Source organism: Salipiger mucosus DSM 16094 (genome assembly GCF_000442255.1).
Lineage (GTDB): Bacteria > Pseudomonadota > Alphaproteobacteria > Rhodobacterales > Rhodobacteraceae > Salipiger > Salipiger mucosus.
In genome coordinates this window covers 207,662-229,665 of record NZ_KE557278.1, presented here as the reverse complement: position 1 = coordinate 229,665, position 22,004 = coordinate 207,662, and the positions used below count along the sequence as shown (strand labels likewise).

20 protein-coding genes are annotated in these 22,004 nt (G+C 70.3%); 8 read left to right on the top strand and 12 right to left on the bottom strand.

The genetic code is table 11. From position 1 onward, the window contains the following. Nucleotides 1-40: 40 nt before the first annotated feature. The gene (gene mnmC2, locus SALMUC_RS16755; RefSeq protein ID WP_020038446.1) at nucleotides 41-715 is read left to right on the top strand and encodes a tRNA (5-methylaminomethyl-2-thiouridine)(34)-methyltransferase MnmC2; all 675 of its coding nucleotides are present in this window, start codon (nucleotides 41-43) and stop codon (nucleotides 713-715) included. After that, nucleotides 712-1,578 carry a DMT family transporter gene (locus SALMUC_RS16750; protein ID WP_020038447.1) on the top strand — a complete coding sequence of 289 codons (867 nt, stop codon included), beginning with the start codon at nucleotides 712-714 and terminating at the stop codon, nucleotides 1,576-1,578. The genes mnmC2 and SALMUC_RS16750 overlap by 4 nt, the downstream gene beginning before the upstream one ends. A 127-nt stretch (nucleotides 1,579-1,705) precedes the next feature. On the opposite strand, the gene SALMUC_RS16745 is transcribed toward SALMUC_RS16750, so the two are convergent. After that, complete coding sequence (locus tag SALMUC_RS16745; protein WP_020038448.1) at nucleotides 1,706-3,670, bottom strand: lytic transglycosylase domain-containing protein; 1,965 nt, start codon at nucleotides 3,668-3,670, stop codon at nucleotides 1,706-1,708. A gap of 131 nt (nucleotides 3,671-3,801) precedes the next feature. Between SALMUC_RS16745 and dapA the strand changes: the two genes are divergently transcribed. Continuing rightward, complete coding sequence (dapA, locus tag SALMUC_RS16740) at nucleotides 3,802-4,677, top strand: 4-hydroxy-tetrahydrodipicolinate synthase (protein WP_037372140.1); 876 nt, start codon at nucleotides 3,802-3,804, stop codon at nucleotides 4,675-4,677. Nucleotides 4,678-4,720: 43 nt separating this feature from the next. Here the strand turns inward: dapA and SALMUC_RS16735 are convergent, their stop codons facing one another. The 10 genes from SALMUC_RS16735 to SALMUC_RS16690 all read right to left on the bottom strand — a co-directional run bounded on the left by SALMUC_RS16735 (nucleotide 4,721) and on the right by SALMUC_RS16690 (nucleotide 17,323). Further along, on the bottom strand, nucleotides 4,721-6,223 hold the full coding sequence (locus SALMUC_RS16735; RefSeq protein WP_020038450.1) for a DUF2252 domain-containing protein: 1,503 nt from the start codon (nucleotides 6,221-6,223) through the stop codon (nucleotides 4,721-4,723). Nucleotides 6,224-6,299: 76 nt separating this feature from the next. Then, the gene (locus SALMUC_RS16730; protein WP_020038451.1) at nucleotides 6,300-7,229 is read right to left on the bottom strand and encodes an L-lactate dehydrogenase; all 930 of its coding nucleotides are present in this window, start codon (nucleotides 7,227-7,229) and stop codon (nucleotides 6,300-6,302) included. Between the two features lie 135 nt (nucleotides 7,230-7,364). Then, entirely contained in the window at nucleotides 7,365-8,684 is a 1,320-nt protein-coding gene (locus SALMUC_RS16725; protein ID WP_020038452.1) for a M16 family metallopeptidase, read from the bottom strand. After that, a complete protein-coding gene (locus SALMUC_RS16720; protein ID WP_020038453.1) occupies nucleotides 8,681-10,066 on the bottom strand; it encodes a M16 family metallopeptidase in 1,386 nt (461 codons plus the stop codon). Before SALMUC_RS16720 ends, SALMUC_RS16725 begins: the two co-directional genes overlap by 4 nt. 200 nt (nucleotides 10,067-10,266) lie before the next feature. Beyond that, nucleotides 10,267-10,803, bottom strand: coding sequence for a DUF3035 domain-containing protein (locus SALMUC_RS16715; RefSeq protein ID WP_020038454.1), 537 nt, complete (start codon nucleotides 10,801-10,803; stop codon nucleotides 10,267-10,269). A gap of 53 nt (nucleotides 10,804-10,856) precedes the next feature. Continuing rightward, nucleotides 10,857-11,342 (bottom strand): signal peptidase II, encoded by a 486-nt coding sequence (gene lspA, locus SALMUC_RS16710; protein WP_020038455.1) that lies wholly within the window; start codon nucleotides 11,340-11,342, stop codon nucleotides 10,857-10,859. A 68-nt stretch (nucleotides 11,343-11,410) separates the two neighbouring features. Then, nucleotides 11,411-12,577, bottom strand: coding sequence for a serine hydrolase (locus SALMUC_RS16705; RefSeq protein WP_020038456.1), 1,167 nt, complete (start codon nucleotides 12,575-12,577; stop codon nucleotides 11,411-11,413). 16 nt (nucleotides 12,578-12,593) lie between these two features. Next, entirely contained in the window at nucleotides 12,594-14,183 is a 1,590-nt protein-coding gene (gene purH / locus SALMUC_RS16700) for a bifunctional phosphoribosylaminoimidazolecarboxamide formyltransferase/IMP cyclohydrolase (RefSeq protein WP_020038457.1), read from the bottom strand. Between the two features lie 21 nt (nucleotides 14,184-14,204). After that, nucleotides 14,205-15,953 carry a heparinase II/III family protein gene (locus SALMUC_RS16695; RefSeq protein ID WP_020038458.1) on the bottom strand — a complete coding sequence of 583 codons (1,749 nt, stop codon included), beginning with the start codon at nucleotides 15,951-15,953 and terminating at the stop codon, nucleotides 14,205-14,207. Nucleotides 15,954-16,060: 107 nt separating this feature from the next. Then, entirely contained in the window at nucleotides 16,061-17,323 is a 1,263-nt protein-coding gene (locus SALMUC_RS16690) for an RsmB/NOP family class I SAM-dependent RNA methyltransferase (RefSeq protein ID WP_020038459.1), read from the bottom strand. Nucleotides 17,324-17,393: 70 nt separating this feature from the next. Here SALMUC_RS16690 and SALMUC_RS16685 point away from each other — a divergent pair, with 70 nt between their 5' ends. Next, nucleotides 17,394-17,576: a DUF1674 domain-containing protein gene (locus tag SALMUC_RS16685; protein ID WP_020038460.1), complete on the top strand. Its 183-nt coding sequence runs from the start codon at nucleotides 17,394-17,396 to the stop codon at nucleotides 17,574-17,576. A gap of 133 nt (nucleotides 17,577-17,709) precedes the next feature. Here SALMUC_RS16685 and dapB read toward each other — a convergent pair whose 3' ends face one another. Next, nucleotides 17,710-18,525, bottom strand: coding sequence for a 4-hydroxy-tetrahydrodipicolinate reductase (dapB, locus tag SALMUC_RS16680; RefSeq protein WP_020038461.1), 816 nt, complete (start codon nucleotides 18,523-18,525; stop codon nucleotides 17,710-17,712). 84 nt (nucleotides 18,526-18,609) lie between these two features. Between dapB and rbfA the strand changes: the two genes are divergently transcribed. The 4 genes from rbfA (at nucleotide 18,610) to SALMUC_RS16660 (ending at nucleotide 21,935) form a co-directional block, all read left to right on the top strand. Next, nucleotides 18,610-19,005: a 30S ribosome-binding factor RbfA gene (rbfA, locus tag SALMUC_RS16675; protein WP_020038462.1), complete on the top strand. Its 396-nt coding sequence runs from the start codon at nucleotides 18,610-18,612 to the stop codon at nucleotides 19,003-19,005. 4 nt (nucleotides 19,006-19,009) lie between these two features. After that, a complete protein-coding gene (locus tag SALMUC_RS16670; protein ID WP_020038463.1) occupies nucleotides 19,010-19,753 on the top strand; it encodes a phosphodiester glycosidase family protein in 744 nt (247 codons plus the stop codon). Between the two features lie 66 nt (nucleotides 19,754-19,819). Beyond that, nucleotides 19,820-21,166: a TldD/PmbA family protein gene (locus SALMUC_RS16665; RefSeq protein WP_020038464.1), complete on the top strand. Its 1,347-nt coding sequence runs from the start codon at nucleotides 19,820-19,822 to the stop codon at nucleotides 21,164-21,166. Beyond that, on the top strand, nucleotides 21,153-21,935 hold the full coding sequence (locus SALMUC_RS16660; RefSeq protein ID WP_020038465.1) for a 3'(2'),5'-bisphosphate nucleotidase CysQ: 783 nt from the start codon (nucleotides 21,153-21,155) through the stop codon (nucleotides 21,933-21,935). Before SALMUC_RS16665 ends, SALMUC_RS16660 begins: the two co-directional genes overlap by 14 nt. Nucleotides 21,936-22,004 lie beyond the last annotated feature (69 nt).

Genomic DNA, 22,004 nt, shown 5'->3' with positions numbered 1-22,004 from the left:
CCCTCCGGTCATGGTCGCGCCATACCTAGGACAGGCCGAGATGACAGACCAGCCCGACGCCACGCTCTGGCGCGACGGAGATGTGCCGGTTTCCGCACGCTTCGACGACCCCTACTACTCGCTCGAGGACGGACTGGCCGAGACCCGGCACACCTTCCTCGCGGGAAACGACCTGCCCGCGCGTTTCCGCGACGGGGTCCACGTGGCCGAGCTCGGCTTCGGCACCGGGCTGAACCTGCTTGCCACGCTGGCGGCCTGGCGCGAGGCCGGCACACCGGGCGCGCTGCGCTTCACCAGCTTCGAGGCCTATCCCATGAGCGCCGAGGACATGATCCGCGCGCAGGCGGCCTTTCCGGCCGTGGCGGCCGAGGCCGCGGCCCTTGCGCCCTTCTGGCGCGAGGGCGCGACACGGATCGTGCTGCCGGATCTCGAGTTCACGCTGGTGACCGGTGACGCGCGCGAGACGCTGCCCCGCTGGGCAGGCCGCGCGGACGCCTGGTTCCTCGACGGCTTCTCGCCCGCGCGCAACCCCGAGCTCTGGGGCGCCGATCTCATGGCCGAGGTCGCGCGCCACACCGCGCCGGGCGGCACGGCGGCGACCTATACCGCCGCCGGCCACGTGCGCCGGGCGCTGGAGGCGGCGGGATTTGCAGTCTCGCGCGAGCCGGGATACGGCCGGAAACGGCACATGACGGTTGCGAGGTTGGCAGTATGACGGAGCAGAACCAGAAACTCGGCATCTGGATGATGGTGCTGACGACCTTCATCTTCGCGATGCAGGACGGGCTCTCGCGCCACCTCTCGGACGAATACAACGTCTACATGGTGGTGATGATCCGCTACTGGTTCTTCGCCGCCTTCGTGATCGCCGTGGCCGGGCGGCAGGCCGGTGGCCTGCGCGCCGCGGCGGCCAGCGCCATGCCGGGCCTGCAGGTCTTTCGCGGGGTCTTCCTCGTGCTCGAGATCTGCGTGATGGTCTCGGCCTTCGTGCTGCTCGGGCTGGTCGAGAGCCACGCGGTCTTTGCCTGCTACCCGCTGCTCATCGCCGCGCTTTCGGGGCCGATCCTGGGCGAGAAGGTTGGCTGGCGCCGCTGGGCGGCCATCGGCGTGGGCTTCGTGGGCGTGATCATTATCCTGCAACCCTCGGGCGGGGTGTTCTCGCCCTATGCCGTGGTGCCCCTGCTGGCAGCGCTGATGTTCGCGCTCTACGGGCTGCTCACGCGCTACGTCGGGCGCCGCGACAGCGCGGCGACCTCGTTCTTCTGGACCGGCGTGGCCGGGGCCGTGGCCGCCACCGCCATCGGCGCCTGGTTCTGGGAGGCGATGACCCTGCCCGACTGGGGCTGGATGATCCTGCTGTGCATGTCCGGTGCAGCGGGACACTACACGCTCATCAAGTGCTACGAGGTCGCCGAGGCCAGCGCCGTGCAGCCCTTCGCCTACCTGCAGCTGGTCTTCGCCTCCGCGCTCGGCGTGGCGGTCTTCGGCGAGACGATCCGGCTCAACGTGGCGATCGGCGCGGCGATCATCGTGGGCGCGGGGATCTTCACCCTCTGGCGCGAGCGCAAGGCCGCCTGAGCACGTCCTGCCCCGCGGGCGGGGCGCGCGGATCTTTCTGCGAAAAATCCGGGGGCTTCGCCCTCGTCGCGGCAGGCCGCGACGGGTTTGCGTATTTGAGGAAAGATGAAGGCGCCGGTGCCCGGTGCTATTCGCCGGCCATGGCCTGCCGCCTCTGCGTGCTGCCGATCAGTTCCTCGCTGAAGGGCACCGGGTGCGGGTCGCGGCCCAGCCGTGCGCGGTAGACCGGCAGGCTCTCGGTCACGCGCATCACGTAGTTGCGGGTCTCGTTGAATGGAATGGTCTCGATCCAGTCGATCACGTCCACCTCGCCAGAGCGCGGATCCCCCCAGCGCTCCATCCAGTTGAGCGGCCGGCCAGGCCCCGCGTTGTAGCCCGCGGCCATCATGACCGGGTTCCCGTCGAAGCGATCGGAGAGCCGCGCGAGATAGGTCGAGCCCAGCCGGGCGTTGTAGGCGGGATCGGTCAGCAGGCCCTCGTGGCGGTAGGGCAGGCCCAGCCAGCCCGAGACGTCCTTGGCCGTGCCCGGCATCAACTGCATCAGCCCGCGCGCGCCGGCGTGGCTGACCACGCCCGGGTCGAACTCGGATTCGCGCCTTGCGATGGCGAGCACCATCTCCATCGGCACGGGGAAGTCGGTCTTCACCAGATCCGGGTGCAGCGCGTAGTAGGGCCCCGGGACCTGCATGCCGTAGCGCGCCGCGCGTTTGCCGACCATGACCTGCACGTGCGGCCGGTCCATCTCGGCCAACATGTCGCCCATCTGGCCGATTCCGCGGCGGTCGAGCCCCTCGGCGAGGTGCGTCAGGAACCGTTCGCCCAGGCTGCGTTCGCCGGAGGCGAGCAGCAGGACAGCGGCCTTGTAGACGCTGGAGTCGGTGAACCCGGCCTCGCGCCAGTCGGGGAACTCCTCGTTTCCGGCCAGCGACGGGTCGGGCTCGATCCCGCCGCGTTCCGCCGCCAGAAGGCCATAGAACGAGGTCTGGTAGCGGGCGCCCTGCGCGTAGGCTTGCCGCGCGCCCTCGTCGTCGCCCATGGCCTCGAGCGCGCGGCCCATCCAGTAGCCGCCGCGACCCAGCGAGATCGGCGTGTCCACCGAGTCGCGGTGGTTGCGGAAATGCGTCAGCGCCAGTTCGGGGTCATCGAAGAACCGCAGCGCGATGTAGCCCGACAGCCACTCCAGCGCGGCGAAGTCCCGGCCCTCGGTCAGCCAGTGTTCGGAAGCGATGCGGTAGGCCTCGCGGTAAGCGCCGTCGCGCATCCGCCTGTGGGCGAGGTCGTGCCTGTGCTCGGCCCAGGCCCAGGGCTCGCCCAGATCCTCGGCACTGCCGGAGCGGGCGAGCAGCATCTCGATGGCATCCGCGTCGCGGCCCTTGCGCAGGCGCCAGCGGAAGCGCTCGTAGGCCAGGCCGGGATCGCCCGCGAGCGTGTCGGGCACTGCCTCGATCAGCCCGTCGACGCCGGGGGAGAGATCGCGCAGGGCGATTCGCGCCTCGGCCAGGGCCTGCCAGCCGTCGCTCGTCAGCGGCGCCACGGCGCGGGCGTTGCTTTCCCAGCCCTTCCAGAGCGCCATGTCGAGCCGCGCCGCGTGGTGCGGCTCGAGCAGGTCGCCCCAGTCGGACAGGAAAGTGCGACGCTCCTCGGACGACAGCGGCAGGGTGCGCCAGGCGAGCACGACCTCGGCCTCGGCGGCGCCGCGCTCTCCGCGCGCCGCGAGTGCCCGGGCCAGCGCCAGTGTCCCGGCCCCGGTCTGCGGACGATGGTTCTCGAAAAAGGCCGTGACGGTGTCGTTATCGGCCTCCGAAATCGCGATCTCGGACTTTTCGCGCAGGTAGGGCATGCCCGGCCAGTCCGGATTGCGCTCGACGAAGTCCATGATCTGGCCGGGGTCGCCCCGGCTGGCGCGCAGGTAGTGCCAGAGCACCACGTCGAGACCGACCTGGCCGTCGCCGCGTGCCTCGATCAGCGCGGCGGCCCAGTTGCCCTCGCGCATGTCCTGCATGGCCTGCCCGAGGGCCCGGTCCCCCTGCGCGGAGGCGCCGGTGGCAAGGCTGATGATGAAGAGAAGAAGTGCGGCGAAACGGCGCGACATGAGCTTGCAATTTCCTTGCCGAAAAGGGATAGACGCCGCCCAGAGAGTATTCCGCCGAACCCGTATGGCAAACTCACATTCGGGTCAGATGGCAAACTCTCGGGAGGAACCGCGGAATGAAGGAGCGTGTGATGCTGAAAGGTTCGATGCCTGCCCTGGTCACGCCGTTGAAAGACGGCCAGGTGGATTTCGACACGCTCAAACATCTCGTCGAATGGCACATCGCCGAGGGCAGCCACGGGCTGGTTCCCGTGGGCACCACGGGAGAGAGCCCGACGCTGACCCACGAGGAGCACGAGGCGGTCATCGCCTGCGTGGTCGAGGCCGCCGCCGGGCGCATCCCGGTTGTCGCCGGCGCAGGGTCCAACAACACTGCCGAGGCGATCCGCTTCGTGCAGTTCGCCGAAAAGGCGGGCGCCGATGCGGCGCTGGTGGTCACGCCCTACTACAACAAGCCCACTCAGTCGGGCATGATCGCGCATTTTACCGCGCTGCACGAATGCTGCGACCTGCCGATCATGATCTACAACATCCCCAGCCGCTCGGTCGTGGACATGCTGCCCGGAACCATGGGCGCGCTGTCGAAGCTGCCGCGCATCATCGGGGTGAAGGACGCCACGGGCGACCTGGCGCGGGTCTCGGCGCAGCGCATGACCTGTGGCAAGGACTTCATCCAGGTCTCGGGCGAGGATGCGACCGCGCACGGCTTCAACGCCCAGGGCGGCACGGGCTGCATCTCGGTCACGGCCAACGTCGCGCCGCGCATGTGCGCCGAACTGCAGACGGCGACACTCGAAGGCGACTACCAGCGCGCGCTCGAGATCCAGGACCGGCTGATGCCGCTGCACATGGCGATCTTCACCGAGCCGGGGCTCTGCGGCGTGAAATACGCCATGTCGCGGCTGGGCCTCTGCGAGGACGAGGTGCGTCTGCCGCTCGAGACCCTGACGGACGGCACCAAGGGCCTCGTGGACGACGCCCTGCGCCACGCCGGCCTGCTGAACTGATCGGAGGCGCCGCGCTGGCCAAGCCCGCGCGGCGCCACGTCCCTCAGCGGTAGCGCTTGAGCGTCATGTCGAATGCGCCCATCTCGAGGTCGCGCTTGTAGAAGGCATGGTCACGGCGCATGCGCTCGACCGCCTCCTCGGCGAAACACAGCATGTCGTCGACGAACAGGCCGAAGGGCTCCATCGCCTCGAGGATGCGCGGCTCGATCCGGTAGTCGAGCTGGCCCGCGTCGTCCGAGCGCGCGTGAGCCTGCGCCAGCGCGTGGCCGCAGGCCTCGGCGTAGTGCTTCCAGCTCTTCTTCGACAGCTCGTCGAGGTCGATGTCCTCGCGGAAAGGCGCGCGTTCCCGCGACATGAAGCTTTCGCCGTCGATTTCGACGCTGCCGTAGAAGACGTCGCCCTTGGCGAGGTGCACCGACTGGCCGTGCGCGATGCGGTCGCCTTCCTGGCCCGCATCAAAGTCATGCTTGGGCACCAGTCCGTCCAGCGCCGAGCGGCGGGCGCGCTTGAATTCGAGGATCAGATCGTCCGTGGCGTCGCCGGCCGGCCCCTCGATCAGGCAGTAGTAGCGCGGCAGGCCGAGCGAGGCCGTGCCCTGACCGTGCCGCATGGCCACGTCCTTGACCCGCAGCTTGCCCGCGCGGCCGTCGCGCGCGATTTCGTTCTGACCCGCCAGCTTGTCGACGTAGGCCTGGAATTCGTCGAGCCGGCTAGAGATCGGCGTCAACTCCTCGTTCGCGCGGAATCCGCGGCCGGTCTCGTCGAGGTACCGGTCCCAGAGCCATTCCTTGCGGCTCTCCTCCGCCTCGTCGAAGAGCTTGCGGATGATCTTGGGACTGTTGTCCTCCCGCATCTGCTCGGTCGCCTCGGTGTTGTGCCGGGAATAGTATTCCATGCCCGCGCGGTAGCCTTTCACGAAGCGGCTCGCGATCTTGCGCCGGGTCTTCTTCTTGTGGCCCCCGACCTCTTCGGAGGCGATCATGAAGCCGGTGACGCCGCGCTTGAGATCCCATGTAAAGGGGCCGTAGAGCACATCGTCGAAGTCGTTCACGCCGAAGATCGGCACGTTGTCGGCGTTGGGCATCACGCCGAAATTCTCGGGGTGCACGTCGCCCAGAACCAGGACAGTCGGCATGCGCTCGTCGTCGCCGGCCATGTCGCGGTGGAACAGAAGCGAGGTGCCACGGAAGAACTTGAAGAGCGACTCGGACAGCTTCTTGAACTTCTCCTCGGCCCCCTGCGACTGCTGGTCAATACGTACTGCGTGATCCTCGATGATCGTCGCACGCACGTGCAGGCGTCGGGCATGTCCGTCGAGATTGCAGGGACGCATGACCACCGGATTCTCGGCGAAAGCGCGGGCAATGCCCTTGTAGTCCTCGACAAGGCTGGTGACGGGCTGAACCGGGCTGGGGCCGTTCCCGCCGGCAGGGCCGGCCTTCCGCTGTGCCTTCTCCGACGTCTTGCGGGTCTGCGACCGCGCGTTTCCGGCGCGCTGGCCGCCGGTCTTGCTCTTGCTCTGCGAATTGCTCTCGGTCTGCGCCATGTGTGGATACCTCCGGGTTGGCATCCCAACCGGCGCGCCCGGCGATTCGTTCCTTTCGGCCGCGCGAACCAACCGCTCAGGTCAGCTGGCCCGCGGTCTCCTTGAGGACCTCGGCCGAGGTGCGCAGCGCCTGCGCCTCGTCCGGGGCAAGCTCGGGCGAGAGCGTGGCAAGAACGCCCTCGCGGCCCACCACGCGCGGCAGGCTGAGCGCGACGTCGCGCACGCCCTCGACCTCGGCGGTCACCATCGAGACCGAGAGCACCGCGCGCTGGTCGTCGCGCACCGCCTGCACGATGCGCGCAAGGCCCGCGCCGATGCCGTACCAGGTCGCGCCCTTGCCCTCGATGATGCGGTAGGCGGCACGCCGCACACCGGCGTCGATGCGCTCGCGCACCGTCTGGGTGATCGGTGCGCCCACCTGCGCGGCGAAGCGCGCCACCGGCTCCGAGCCTGCCCGCGCCGAGGCCCAGCTCAGCACCTCGGAATCGCCGTGCTCGCCCAGCACGTAGGCATGGACCGACTGCGGCGCCACGCCGAGGTGACCGCCCAGCAGGCTGCGAAAGCGCGCGGTGTCGAGGATCGTGCCCGAACCGATGACCCGCTCGGGCGGCAGGTGCGAGAGGTTGCAGGCCACCTGCGTCATGATGTCGACCGGGTTCGAGGCCACCAGCAGCAGCGCCTCCGGCGCCGCCCGCTGCACGCCCTCGATGACCTGAGCGAAGACCTCGGCATTGCGCGACAGCAGGCTCAGGCGGTCCTCGCCCGGCTTCTGTGCCACCCCGGCGGCGAGGATCACCACCCCTGCCCCCTCGAGCGCGTCGTAGTCGCCGGCCCGCACCCGGCAGGGATGGGCAAAGGGCACGGCATGGGCCACGTCCTCGGCCTGGGCCACGGCGAGCGCCTCGGAGCGGTCGACGAAGACGACCTCGCTCGCCCCGCCGCGCAGCGCCAGCGCGTAGCCCGCCGCCGACCCGACCATGCCCGCGCCCACGATTCCCACTTTCATGGCAAGTCTCCCCTTGGCTCCTTGGCTTGTCCTCACGAACATGCCACGGGCGGCCCGGCGCGTCACAGGGCGGCGACGAAAAGGCCCGGCGGGCATGCGCACCGCCGGGCCGGAATGGTCAGAATGCAGGCGCCGTTACTGCACCGGCGCATCCGTCTCCAGCCCCTCGGGCTGGCCCACCACCACGAAGCGCAGCGCGTCCGGCTTCAAGACCCGTGCAGCGACGCGCTGGATGTCCTCGAGCGTCACCGCCTCGATCCGGTCGTTGCGCGTCTCGATGTACTCCGGCGTGAGGCCGTCCATCTGCATTCCCACGAGGATGCGCGCGATCGGCCCGTTGCCGTCGAAGCGCAGCGGGTAGGCGCCGGTCAGGTAGGTCTTGGCCTGCTCCAACTCGGCCTCGGTCACGCCGTTCTCGGCCAGCTTGCGCCACTCGTCGCGGATGACCGAGATCGCCTCGGCGATGCGGTCGTTGGCCGAGGCGACACGGCCGAGGTAAAGCTCGGCGTGGTCCATCGGCATGAGGTAGGAATAGATCCCGTAGGTCAGGCCACGCTTCTCGCGCACCTCCTCCATCAGCCGTGCCTCGAAGCCGCCGCCGCCGAGGATCGTGTTCATCACGTAGGCTGCGAAGAAGTCCTCGTCGTCGCGCTCGATCCCCTCGTGGCCGAAGATCGCCACCGATTGCGGCGTGTCGAAGGGAATGACCGTGTTGCCGGCCGCGGTCCCGACGTCGATATCCTCAGGCTTGGGCGCGCCCTCCTCGGGCAGGTCGCCGAGAAGCTCGTCGATCAGGCTGGCCAGTTCCTCGGCCGAGATGTCGCCCGCGGCAGAGATCACCACTCGGTCCTGCGCGATGGCGGCACGCCAGGCGGCGAGGATGTCGTCGCGGGTCATCGCCTCGACGCTCTCGATGGTGCCCTTCTTGGGCGAACCGTACGGATGATCGCCAAAGACCGTACGGTCGAAGGCCTCGCTGGCGATGGCATCGGGGTCGGTGCGGTCGCTTCGCAGGCCCGAGAGCACCTGCTTGCGCACGCGCTCGATGGCGGTCTCGGAGAAGGTCGGGTTCACCAGGCTCTCACGCAGCAGCGCCACCGAGTCGTCGCGCGTTTCGGTGAGGAACTTGGCCGAGACCGAGACGGTGTCCTGGCTGGCCTCGTAGCTGAAACTCGCCGCCAGTTCCTCGGTCGCCTCGGCGAAGCCGCGCGCGTCCATGTCGCCGGCACCTTCCTCGAGCAGGCCGACCATGAGGTTCGTCGCGCCGCGCTTGCCCTCGGCGTCCAGCGCCGCGCCGCCCGTGAAACGCAGTTCCAGCGCGGTGAACGGGATCGAGGGCTCTTCGACCAGCCAGGCGTTGAAGCCGCCGGGGGTCTCGACCTCCTCGATCTCGATGGCCGCAAGCGCGGGTCCGGCCAGCACCATGGCGGCCAGGAGGCTCAGGATCCGGGTCATTGCATCACCTCCTCGTTCTCTTGTGCCGCGTCCTGCTCGGCCTCGGGCGCCTTCAGGTAGGCCGTCACCGAGCTGTCGCGATTGAAGACCTCGCGCGCGGCGGCGACGATCTCCTCGCCGGTCACCTCCTGCAGCAGCGCGGGCCAGGCCTGCACGTCCTCGACCGTGAGCCCCGAGGTCAGTGCCCGGCCGTAACGCCGCGCGATCGAGCCGACATTGTCCTGCGCGTAGATCCGCGAGGCCTTCATCTGGAACTTGATGCGCGCAAGCTGGTCCGGGTCCACGCCCTCCTCGAGGAAGTCCTGCAGCGTCTCGTCCAGCGCCGCCTCCGCCTCTTCGAGGCTGACGCCCGGCGCCGGCACGACCGCGAAGCCGAAGCTGCCGTCATCGTATTTCGTGCCGTCGTAGAAGGCCCCGGCGTAGACCGCCATCTTGCGGTCGAACTGCAGCGCCCGGTTCAGCACCGAGGTCTGTCCGCCGCCCAGCACCTCCTCGAGCAGCGTGAGCGCGGCCGCCTCGCGCTGGTCGCCGGGATCGCGTTCGGGCGCGAGGTAGCTGCGCATGACGTAGGGCTGCGAGACGCGCGGATCCTCCATGGTCAGGCGACGCTCGGCCATCTGGCGCGGCTCCTGCGGACGCGTCCGCGGCGCACCCACCTCGGGGTTCGCGGGCACCGCGCCGTAGTGCTCCTCGGCCATGTCCCGTACCTCGTCCGGCGAGACGTCGCCCGCCACCACGAGGATCGCGTTGTTGGGCGCGTAGAAGCGGTCGTAGTAGGCATAGGCATCGTCGAGATCCAGCGAGACCATCTCTTCGCGCCAGCCGATGATCGGCGTGCCGTAGGGGTGATTGAGATAGAGCGCCGCGTTCAACTGCTCGCGCATCAGCGCCGAGGGGTCGTTCTCGACGCGCATGTTGCGCTCCTCGATGATGACGTCGCGCTCGGTCAGGATGTCCTCGCGGTCGAGGCGAAGATTGACCATGCGGTCGGCCTCCATCTCCATCATCAGCCCCAGCCGGTCGGCGGCGACGCGCTGGTAGTAGGCAGTCTGGTCGAAGCTGGTAAAGGCGTTGTCGCTGCCGCCATTGCGGGCGACCACCTCGCTGAACTCCCCGGGCTCCAGCGTGTCGGTGCCCTTGAAGAGCAGGTGCTCGAGGAAGTGCGCCACGCCCGAGGCGCCGGGCTGTTCGTCGGCGGCGCCGGCGCGGTACCAGACCATGTGGACCACCACCGGGGCGCGGTGATCCTCGACCACCACGACCTCCATCCCGTTGTCCAGCTCGAAGGTCGTGACCTCCTCGAGCGTCTCGCGGATGTCCTGCGCCTGCGCCGGCAGCGCAGCGAACATCAGTGCGGCCAGAGCCGCGGCCAGTCGTGTCATCGGCAACTGTCTCCGGATCATTGTGCGGATATGCATAACCTACGGTGCGCCAGCGCCCATGCAACCCGGCCCGGACGTTACTGTCGGTTTCGTGAAAGATCTGCCGGCCGCGCCCCGCGCAGCCGGTCCATCCTCTTTCCACAAATACTCGGAAAGGTCCTCGGGGACCGCCGCAGCGTGACCGAGCGCCCAGGCCCGCCTCAGTTGGCTTCGGGCGGAGCGGAGGGCGTGCGCACGCCGCGGGCGCGGAACCATCTCAGCGCGTCATCCGCGTCGAGCCGCTGGCGCCGGTAGGCGCGGTTGTACTCGTCGTCGGGGAAGAGCTTCCAGTTCAGGATCGACTTGCGGCGGCGGAAATCATAGTCCTCCTCCGCCAGCGTCGCCCGGATGTTCCCGTCGCGACCGTAGCGCGAGACGCGGCTCACCAGCGCGACGTCGCCCTGCGGCACCCCAGTGCCCGGTCGCAGCGCGGCGGGGTTGCCGCCCAGCGCGCCCACCGCGTCGCCCAGGGGCGTCTGGTCGGTCCGGTTCGCCCCGCCCGGTCGCGGCGCGGGCAGCTGGGCATAGCTTTCCGGCTGCTGCAGCGGCTTGTTCGGGACGATCGAGAATTCCTCGGGCGTGGCGCGGTTGTTGCGCAGGTTGCGCAGACTGGTCTCGCCAGGTGCACCGCCGCCGCGCGAACAGGCGGCGACAAGCCCGATGAGCCCCATCATCATCACGATCCGCGACAGCGTCATTGCCAGCCTCCGGTCCTTGCCTCGCTCTGCTTTAACGTATCTCCCGCCCCCCGTCACGGGGCCTTTTTCCCGGCCTTGCCGCCCTTGTCGGGAAACACCACCAGTCCGACGGCGCCGACGAAGATCGCGATGTCGGCCACGTTGAAGGCGAAGGGATTGTTGATGCCGCAGCAGGACATGTTCAGGAAGTCCGCCACCGCGCCATAGAGAAGCCGGTCGATGACGTTGCCGATGGCCCCGCCGATCAGCAGCCCGCCCGAGACGAGGCCCAACAGCCCCGGCGGATCGCGGCGCAGCCAGACCAGCACGAACAGCACGATGCCCAGCGCGACCGAGATTAGGATCCACTTCGCGGCGGCGCCCTCGCCGCCCATGAGGCCGAAGTTGATGCCGTCGTTCCAGGCCATGCGGAAATTGAGATAGGGCGGCCAGACGTCGATGGACCGGCGCTGCGCCAGCCCCATGACATGGACCACCAGCCACTTGGTCAGCTGGTCGAGCAGGAAGATGAGCAGGGCCACCCCGGCCACCGTTCGCATGGCGCATTTCCCTTCACGTATCGTCGTCGTCCGCCTCTAGCCCGTCCGGGGCGGGATGAAAAGCGCGCTCAGGGCGCCAGCCGCAGCGCCCCCGCCGCCGTGCGGAAAGCCGCCGCGGCCTCCTCGAGCGAGACCGCCTCCGGGTCGTTGACCGTAAGCGCCAGGCAATGCCCTTGCCCTGCCGGGTCGCGCAGGAAGGCTGTGAAATTGACCACGCCGGTTTCCGAGCCGCCCTTGTAGGCCACGCGCGCCCAGTCACTGCCGCGCAGGGGGCCGGGGTTGACCTGCATGAGCGGCTCGTCCGCCAGCGGTTCGATCAATGCGCAGAGGCGCTCCAGCGGGATCTCCCATTCCACGCCTGCGGTGTAAGGCGCCATGACATCGGCCGCATCGGGCAGCGTCCCCGCGGCTTCGCGGGCCAGTGCGGGGCGCTCCGCCGCCTCGGCCTCGCGCCAGCGGGCGCGCAGGTCGGCGTCGGCCTTCAGGCCGAAGAACTCCCGCGTGGTCAGGAAATCCTCCGCCGCAATGCCCAGTCGCTCCGCCACCCGGTCGCGGCCCAGCACGCGAGTGAGCAGGTCGGCGCCGGTGTTGTCGCTTTCGGCGATCATCGCCAGCGCGGCCGTGTGCAGGGTCACCGGCGCATCAGCCGGGAAGTCCTGCATCCGCCCCGAGGGCAGCGAGCGGTCGGCATCCGCGATGCGCACGACATCGGCCCAGTCGCGCGCTCCCTCCTCGATGTCCGCCACGAGCACCGAGAGCACGCCCAGCTTGTAGGCCGATCCGACCGCGAGGGGCGCATCGGCATCCTGCGCGCTCAGCACCTCGCCCTCGCGAGTGGCGAGCCAGGCGACATCGGCGCCGAGCTCGTGGAAGGCCACGACCGCCTCGGCGAGGTCGCCGACGATGCGTTCCGCCGGATCGAAGCGCAGCAGCGCCACCTCGCCCGCGTCGTTCAGCGCGAAGGAGACCGGCAGGCGGTGCCCGTCGTAGATCACCGCGCCCGACTCCTCTTCGAAGCGCAGGGCACGCATCTCGCCGTAGTCGTCGCGGAAGCGGTCGAGCACACGCTGCACCGTCTCGACCGAGACCTGGTCGCGGAACTGCTGGGAGAAGGTCACCGCGTCCGCGCCCTCGGTCAGCAGCCGCTCCAGCACCTCCTCGGCCGTCTGCGCCCCGGCGCCGGTGGCGCCGAGGGCTGCGATCAGAAGTCCGGCCAGTGCGTGACACAGGCGCATGGCGCCCCCTTTCGGTTCAGTGGCGGAAGTGGCGCATTCCGGTGAAGACCATGGCAAGCCCGGCCTCGTCGGCGGCCGCGATGACCTCGTTGTCGCGCATCGAGCCACCGGGCTGGATCACGGTGGTGGCGCCGGCCGCCGCGGCCTCCATCAGCCCGTCCGGGAAGGGGAAGAAGGCGTCGGAAGCCACCGCCGATCCCTTGGTGAGCGGCGCGTCGAGGCCCAGCGCCTCGGCCATGCGCTCGGACTTCTTCGCGGCGATCATCGCCGAATCGACGCGGCTCATCTGGCCGGCGCCGACGCCGACGGTCGCGCCGTCCTTGACGTAGACGATGGCGTTCGACTTGACGTGCTTGGCCACCGTCCAGGCGAAGAGCAGGTCGGCGATCTCGGCCTCGGTCGGCTGGCGCTTGGTCACGACCTTGAGGTCATCGGCCGTGATGCGGCCGTTGTCCTTGTCCTGCACGAGGATCCCGCCCGAGACCTGCCGGAAAGCCACGCCCGGCTCGGCGGCATTGGCGAGCCCGTCGGTGGTCAGCAGGCGCAGGTTCTTCTTCCTGGCGAAGACCTCACGCGCGGCATCGTCGGCGCCCGGCGCGATGACGACCTCGGTGAAGATCTCCGAGATCGCCTGCGCGGTCTCGACGTCGAGCTTCATGTTCAGCGCCACGATGCCGCCGAAGGCCGAGGTGCGGTCGCAGTCGAAGGCCTTGCGGTAGGCCTCGGTCAGCGTCGAGCCCTTGGCCACGCCGCAGGGATTGGCGTGCTTGATGATGGCGCAGGCCGGGCCGTCGCCGGGCAGGAATTCCGAGACCAGCTCGAAGGCGGCGTCGGTGTCGTTGATGTTGTTGTAGCTGAGTTCCTTGCCCTGGTGCTGGGTCGCCGTGGCGACCCCGGGCCGGCCCGAGCCGTCGCGGTAGAAGGCGGCGGCCTGGTGCGGGTTCTCGCCGTAGCGCAGGTCCTGCGCGAGGGTGCCGGCAAAGACCCGGCGGCGGGGGGTATTGTCGCCCAGCGCGCCGGCCATCCAGGTCGAGACGGCGGCGTCGTAGGCGCCGGTGCGGGCATAGGCCACCTGCGCCAGCTTCTGGCGGAAGGCATAGGTGGTGGCGCCGTCGTTCGCCTCGAGTTCGGACAGAAGCGCCGGGTAGTCGGCCACGTCGGTCACGACGCTCACGAAGCCGTGGTTCTTTGCGGCGGCGCGGATCATGGCCGGACCGCCGATGTCGATGTTCTCGATGCAGGTGTCGTAGTCGGCGCCCTTGGCGACGGTTTCCTCGAAGGGGTAGAGGTTCACGACCAGCAGGTCGATGCCGGGGATGCCGTGGGTCTCCATCGCGGCGGTGTGCTCGGGCGCGTCACGCAGCGCCAGAAGGCCGCCGTGGATGCGCGGGTGCAGCGTCTTGACCCGGCCGTCCATCATCTCGGGGAATTCAGTCACCTCGGCCACGTCGCGCACGGTCAGGCCCGCCTCGCGCAGCGCCTTGGCGGAGCCGCCGGTCGAGAGCAGATCGACACCGCGCGCGGCCAGCGCCTCGCCCAGCTCGATCAGGCCGGTCTTGTCGGATACGGAAAGCAGGGCGCGGCGGACGGGGTGCAGGTCAGACATGAGGTTCGGGTCCCGGATGGTTCAATCGGTCAGTTCTACCTCGGCCGGCTCGACGTCTCGCACCGCGACGGCGGTGTCCTGCGCCTTGGCCAGGCTCCAGCGGATGCGCGTCGCATACTCCATCGCGCGACCGGATAAAACGACCTGTTTGGCGGCGCGTGGCCGCAGCCGTCCCTTTTCGAGGTAGACCGAGGGCTCGACCGTCAGGTCGGGCTCCGCATCGCAGCGGAAGACCCAGACCTCGCCCGATCGCAGCGACAGCGACACCGCCGACCCGCCCATGTCGATCTCGGCCTCGACCTCGGGGTGCAGGTGGAAGCGGATCTGCCAGGGCAGCCCCGAAAGACGGACCGAATCCAGCCGCCGGTCGAAGAGCCGCTTGTCGGCCTCGGTCAGCGTGACGAGCACGTCCTCGCCCGAGAGGCCACGCCCGTCCTGCGCCAGTTCCAGCGTGCGGGCATGGGTCAGCCCGTGGGTCGACACGAACCCGTCGTGCCCGCCCTCGAAGCGCTGGCCGGTCGCGGTGGTCGTCAGTTCCACCGGCACCCTGTGCGGCAGATCCTCGAGCAGTTCGTGCTCCACGCCGCCGATCCAGGTCGGCGGGCCGAGACGGGCGCTGGAGTAGCCGTCGAGGCAGAGCGTCGAATGACTGGGCGTGGCGCGACCCGCGCGGCGCCAGTCCTCGCCGAAGGTGGCGCCCGAGCCGCAACTCACGATCAGCGGGCGCCGGCCCGAGGTCAGTTCGAAGGCGAGCGTGGAGGCATGGGCATCGATCGAGGCCCGCCCCTCCGGCGGCGAAGCGGCGTCGATCAGGACGGTCGTGCGCCCGGCGGCCAGCCTGGCATAGCCCATGGCGAGCCCCTCGGAGGGGCGCCGCTTCACGCCGGCGACGGCAAGTGCCTGGTCGAGCCGCCCCTCGAGCCCGCGCCCGCCGCCCTGGAACCGCGCGAGCGCGCCGTCGGCGTGACGCAGGCGGCGCAGCGTCGGGGCGATGCGCGCCATGGCCTTCTGCAGTTCCGGGCCGCACTCGTGCCCCGCCTCTTCGAGCGCGGCGGCAGTCCAGGTCAGCAGAGTGAAGACCTCGAGCAGTTCCTCGGGGTTGCGCGTCGGGATGCCGCCCTGCGCGTCTACCTGCCGGGTGCACTCCGCCTCGAGCGCGCCTTCGCCAGGGGCGGTCAGGCGCTCCATGCCCTGCAGCGAGAGGCTGGCGTAGATGAGCCCGGTCAGGGCCTCGAAGCGCGGCAAGCCGGGCGGGGCCGCCGCGCCGCGGCGCGCGAGGAACAGCGTCTGCGCGCCGAGCGCGCGGTAGAAGGCATCCGAGCGGTCGCGGTCGATACCGCGCAGCAGGAAAATGGCGTGATGAATCCAGCGGATCAGGCGGCGTCCGGCCAGTTCGGGCACCCAGCCGCGGCCGCGACCGGCGCCGTGTCGCTCGATCCAACCCCAGAGCCAGCGCTGCGCCAGGGCGCGCGCCGGGGCATCCCCCACGGCGGCGAGGTCGTCGAGCCAGCCGAAGCCGTGGATCTCGGCCTCCCATGTGGCCGAGGGCGGGTCGATGTCCCAGATCATGACATCGGGCGCCTCGACGAGATGCCCGGCGAACATGAGGTTACCGGCGCAAAGCTGGCGCCCCCGCGCGACCGAGCCGGTCGAGCGAGGTTCGGGCTGCGAGACGAAGGCGGTGACGGGACGCGCGCGCGCCGCCAGCCGCGCGTGCACGCGATTGAGACACCGCGTCGCCGCGGCCGGCCATGTGACCCGTTCCGACATCCGCTCTGCCTCTCGCCCGGTTCGCATCCGGCGCGTTGTAAAGCCTTTGCGGCACGATACCGCGCGTGCGGGCCCGAGTCACCTTGGAATGCCGGGCGCGGCGTGTCTCAGGCCGGTTTGACGAGCACGGCCATGTAAAACCCGTCCATTCCGCCGCGCTCCGCCCAGAAATCGGGCCGCAGGCGCAAGCCGCCCTCCTCGCTGCGCCAGTGGGGCTCGATCCAGTCCGCCCCGGGCTGTTGCACCGCGAGGCCCGGGTGACGCGCCAGCGCCTCCTCGACCTGGCACTCGCCCTCGTCGGGAATGAGCGAGCAGGTGCAGAAGACGAGCCTCCCGCCGGGGGCGAGCAGACCGAGGGCGTGATCGATCATGGCCGCCTGAAGCTCGATGAGTTCCGAGATGCCCTCGCCCTGCCGGGCGTGCGGCAGGTCGGGGTGACGGCGGATCGTGCCGGTGGCGGAACAGGGCGCGTCGAGCAGGATCACGTCGTAGTTGCCGGTATGCTCCAGCGCGTCGCCGGTCACGATCTCTGCCGAGAGCCCCGTGCGCTCGAGGTTCTGCCGCAGCCGCGCGAGGCGCGCATCGGAGATGTCGAGCGCGGTGACCCTGGCGCCCGCGGCGGCAAGCTGCAGCGTCTTGCCGCCCGGAGCGGCGCAGAGGTCGAGCACGCGCAGGCCCGTCACCTCGCCAAGCAGCCGCGCCGGCATCGCGGCGGCGGCGTCCTGCACCCACCAGTCGCCCTCGGCATAGCCCGGCAGGGCCGAGACCTGTCCTGCCTCCTGCAGCCGGACCGAGCCCGTGGGCAAAAGCTCGCCCTCGAGCCGTGCGGCGAGCGCCTGAGGATCGCTGCGCGCCGTCAGGTCGAGCGGTGCTCCCGCGAGATGCGCGGCCTCCATGGCGGTGACGGCCTCGCGCCCCCAGGCGGCCGACAGCGGGTCGCGCAGCCAGCGCGGCAGGCGCGGCACGCGCAGCTTGGCCCATTGCGCGGGCCCCTCCTCGGCCACGCGGCGCAAAACGGCATTGACGAGGCCCTTCATGCTGTTGGCGCGGCGGTCGGCGGAAACGATCTGGACGCACTCGTTCACGACTCCATGCGCCGCGCCGCCGGTGCAGAGTTCCCATGTGCCCAGCCGAAGCACGTTGCGCACCAGTGCCGGCGGCGCCTTGCGCAGGTGCGGCCGCAGCACGCGGTCGCAGCGGTCGAGGTTGCGCAGCACCTCGGTCGCGAGCCGCTGCGCGGCGGCCCGGTCGGGCGGCGCGAGGCGCTCCCAGGCGGGGCCGGTCATGGCCTCGGACATCAGCCGTCCCTGCCCCAGGACCTGCCCGAGAAGGGCCACGGCCTGCGCGCGGGCGGTGGTGGGCTGTGGCATGGCGGTCTCCGGGGGTTGAGGGCGGGATGCGCGGGCGTATATCAAGGGGCACGCGAGGAAGGAACCGCACATGAGCGACACCGACAAAGAGCTTCCCCCCGCCGCGCAGCGCGCCCTTGCCGAGGCGGCCGAGCGGCGCAAGGCAATGGAGGCGGCCGAGGCGGCGCGGCCCGTGGAACTGGGCGGCCGCGACGGCCTCGACCCGGCGCGCTACGGCGACTGGGAGAAAAAGGGCCTCGCCATCGATTTCTGATCGGCGGCGCGAGAATGTTCTCTTGAGAAAGTTGCGGTCCGGGCGTCGCCCGGACCGGCGGGGGCGCTGCCCCCGGTCGCGGCAGGCCGCGACTCTCCCGGGATATTTGCGGCCAGAAGATGCTGCGGGGCGGTCAGTCCTTGAGGCCGAGGACGTCGAGCATGTCGTATTCGCCCGGGCGCTGGTCCTGCCCCCAGAGCGCGGCCTTCAGCGCACCCCTGGCAAAGAGTGCGCGGTCGGAGGCGATATGGCTGATCTTGATCCGCTCGCCCGCCGTGGCGAAGAGCACCTCGTGTTCGCCCACGATGTCGCCGCCGCGGATGGCGTGAAAGCCGATGTGGCCAGGCTCGCGCTTGCCGGTGATGCCGTCGCGGCCGCGGTCGGAGACCTCGTCGAGCTTGACGCCGCGTCCCTCGGCGGCGGCCTCGCCCAGCATGAGCGCGGTGCCCGAGGGTGCGTCGACCTTCTGGTTGTGGTGTGATTCGATGATCTCGATGTCCCAGTCGGCATCGAGCGCCGCCGCGACCTGCCGCGTGACCTGGGTGAGCAGGTTCACGCCGAGGCTCATGTTGCCGGCGCGCACGATCACCGCGTGGCGCGCGGCGACGTGGATGCGGTGCAGGTCCTCCTCGGAGAGGCCGGTCGTGCCGATGACGTGGACCGCCCGGGCCTGGGCGGCGAGATCGGCGAATTCGACGGTGGCGGCGGGCGCCGTGAAGTCGATCACCGCCTGGGCGCGGGCAAAGGCCTCGAGCGCGTCGTCCTCGACCGTCAGGCCCAGTTCCGCGCCACCCATGGCCGTGCCGAGGTCCTGGCCGATCCAGTCGTGGCCCGCGCGTTCGAGCGCGCCGACCAGTTCGAGGCGGTCGCTTTTCATCACCTCGCCCGCGAGCATCCGGCCCATGCGGCCCGACACCCCCGTGACCACCACTCCGGGCCTCTCGGTCATTGCGCTCTCCTGCTTTGTGTCGGAGCCTGCTTAGCGCGCGGCGCGCCGCTTGGCAAAGGGGCGCACAGGCCTTAAGTCTGCGGCATGGGCAAGAACAGATTCACCGACGGCCCGGGGCCGAGCCAGCGTCAGCTTCGCGTGGGCGAACTCATCCGCCGCACGCTTTCGGACGTGCTGTTGCGGGGCGACATCCATGACCCGGAGCTGAACCGCCTGTCGATCACCGTCGGCGAGGTGCGCGTCTCGCCCGATCTCAAGGTCGCGACCGCCTACGTCGTGCCGCTGGGTGGCAAGCACGAGGGCGACATGTTCGAGCTGCTCGATCGCAACCGCAGCGAGCTGCGGCGCGCGGTCTCGAAGGAACTGACGCTGAAGTTCGCGCCCGAGCTGCGCTTCCGCCTCGACGAGACCTTCGACCGGCTCGACGAGACGCGGCGGCTGTTCTCCCAGGATGCGGTGCGCCGCGACGTCGAGGACTGAGGCGATGCGCCGCCTCGTCGCGCTGGCCGCGGTCGGCCTGACCTTCGGCGCCGACGCCGCCGGGGCCGTCACCTGCGAGGCACGGGAGTTCGACGGCACGCGCTACACGCTCTGCACCGTGGATGCCGCGCAGGAGGACCTGCGCACCTTCCTCTACGACAGCGATGGCACTCCCTGGGGCCAGTTCGCCACGCTCGACGCGGCGCTGCGGGAAACCGGCGAGCAGCTGGCCTTCGCCATGAACGCCGGCATGTACCACGCCGACCGCGCGCCGGTGGGCTACTACGTCGAGCAGGGCAACGAGGTCATGGGCGTGGTCTCGAACCCCGGGCCCGGGAATTTCGGGCTGCTCCCGAACGGGCTGCTGTGCATCCGCGAGGGGCGCGCCGACGTGATCGAGACGCGGGATTTCATCCGCGACCGGCCGGACTGCGCCTTTGCCACGCAGTCCGGGCCGATGCTGGTCATCGATGGCGAGCTGCACCCGAGGTTCCTGGCCGACAGCGACTCGCGCTATGTTCGCAACGGCGTGGGCACCTCGGCGGACGGGACGACGGCGGTCTTCGCGATCTCGGAAAGCGCGGTCAACTTCCACGAGTTCGCCCGGCTCTTCCGCGACGGGCTTGGCCTGCCCGATGCGCTGTTCTTCGACGGCAACGTCTCGCGCGTGCATGCGCCCGGGATCAACCGGTCGGATTTCGGGCGCGACCTGGGACCCATGGTCGGCGTCGTCGAACCCGCCGGCTGAGCCCCCGGCCTTGCGCCGCGACGCGGCACGGCCTACCTCCCTGACATCGCCGCAACCGGAGACGACATGGCCCAGACGCCCGAAACCCTGACCCATGCCCTGCTGGACGCCGCCGCAAAGGCAGGCGCGGACAGCGCCGATGCCATCGCGATGGACGGCACCTCGCTTTCGATCGACGTGCGCGGGGGAGCGCTGGAACAGGCCGAGCGGGCCGAGGGCACCGACATCGGCCTGCGGGTCTTCGTGGGGCAGCGCAGCGCGGTTGTCTCGGCTTCGGACACCAAGGCGGAGACGATCAGCGCGATGGCGGAGCGGGCCGTGGCCATGGCCCGCGAAGCGCCCGAGGACCCCTGGGCCGGGCTCGCGGCCCCCGCGCAGCTCGCGCGCGACTGGGATGCGGCGGCGCTCGAGATGGCCGATCCCGCGCCCGAACCGGCGCCGGCCGCGCTGGAAGACGATGCCCGCGCCGCCGAGGCGGCCGCGCTCGCGGTCGAGGGCATCGCTCAGGTGCAGTCCGCCTCGGCCGGCTACAGCGCTCAGCGGGTGCATCTTTCGGCGAGCAACGGCTTTTCGGGCGGCTACGCGCGCACCTCGCGCGGGCGCTCCTGTGTGGCCATCGCCGGCGAAGGACTGGGCATGGAGCGCGATCACGACGGCGACAGCCGCGTCTTCCAGTCCGATCTGAGGAGCGCCGAGGAAATCGGCCGCACTGCCGCCCAACGGGCGCTGGGACGGCTGAACCCGAGCCGCCCGCGCACCGGCGCCTACCCGGTGATCTTCGACGAGCGCGTCGCCGCCTCGCTGATCGGGCATCTCGTGGCGGCCGCGAGCGGCGGGGCCGTGGCGCGTGGTGCATCCTGGCTCCGCGACGCGATGGGAGAGCAGGTGCTGCCCGAGGGCCTGTCGCTGATCGAGGATCCGCACCGGGCGCGCGCGCCCGCCTCGCGCCCCTTCGACGCCGAGGGCCTGCCGACGCGGCGCCGCGCGGTGGTCGAGAACGGCGTGCTGAAGGGCTTTACCCTCGACCTCGCCAATGCGCGCAAGCTGGGCATGGAGCCGACCGGGAACGCCGCGCGCGGGCCTTCGTCCGGGCCATCGCCGCGCGCCTGGAACCTCGAGCTGACGCAGGGCACGCAGAGCCGCGACGCGCTGGCCGCCGAGATGGGCACCGGTCTGATCGTGACCTCGATGATCGGCTCGACCATCAACCCCAACACCGGCGACTACTCGCGCGGCGCGGCCGGGCTCTGGGTCGAGAACGGCGAGATCACCGGGCCGGTCTCGGGCGTGACGCTCGCGGGCAACCTGCGCGACATGCTGCTTGGCATGACACCGGCCAACGACGCGCGACCCTGGCTGAGCCGCATCGTGCCGTCGCTGCGCATCGAGGGGCTCACGCTTGCCGGAACGTGATCTCGCCCTGCTCGAAGAGGCCGCGCAGGCGGCGGCCGAGGTCGCGACCACCTACATCGGCGGCGCCCTGAACATCCGCCACAAGGCAGCGGACGGCAGCCCGGTGACCGATGCCGACATGGCCGTGGACGCCGTGCTGTCGGAGATCCTGCGCGGGGCGCGGCCCGACTACGGCTGGCTGAGCGAGGAAAGCGCCGACGACGCGGCACGGCTCGAGGCCGAGCATGTCTTCATCGTCGATCCCATCGACGGCACCCGCAGTTTCATCGAGGGCGAGGACACCTGGGCGCATTCGCTGGCCGTGGCGCGCGGCGGCGAGGTGACGGCGGCAGTGATCTTCTTGCCGATGCGCGGCAAGCTCTACACCGCGGCGGCCGGCCACGGTGCCCGGCTCGAGGGCGCGCCCATCTCGGTCACGCCGGGCGGCGCGCTGGAGACCGCCAAGGTGCTGGCCACCCGGCCCGCGCTGGCGCCCGAGCACTGGCGCGGCGAGGTCCCCGCGTTGAAGCGCAGCCACCGGCCCTCGATCGCCTACCGCATGGGGCTGGTGGCCGAGGGGCGCTATGATGCCATGCTCACGCTCCGCCCCTCGTGGGAGTGGGACATCGCCGCGGGAGCGCTGATCGTGGCCGAGGCGGGCGGTCTCGCGACCGACCGCGCGGGCCAGCCGATCCGGTTCAACGCACCGATGCCGCGCCATGCCGGCATGATCGCGGCGGGTCCGGCACTGCACGAGGAAATCATCGACCGGCTGGCGCACGAGACCTGAGGACGGTAACCAAATCTCCTTTAGAGGATTTGCACGCGTTTTTGGAAAGCGCCCGGCGCCCGGGGCAGC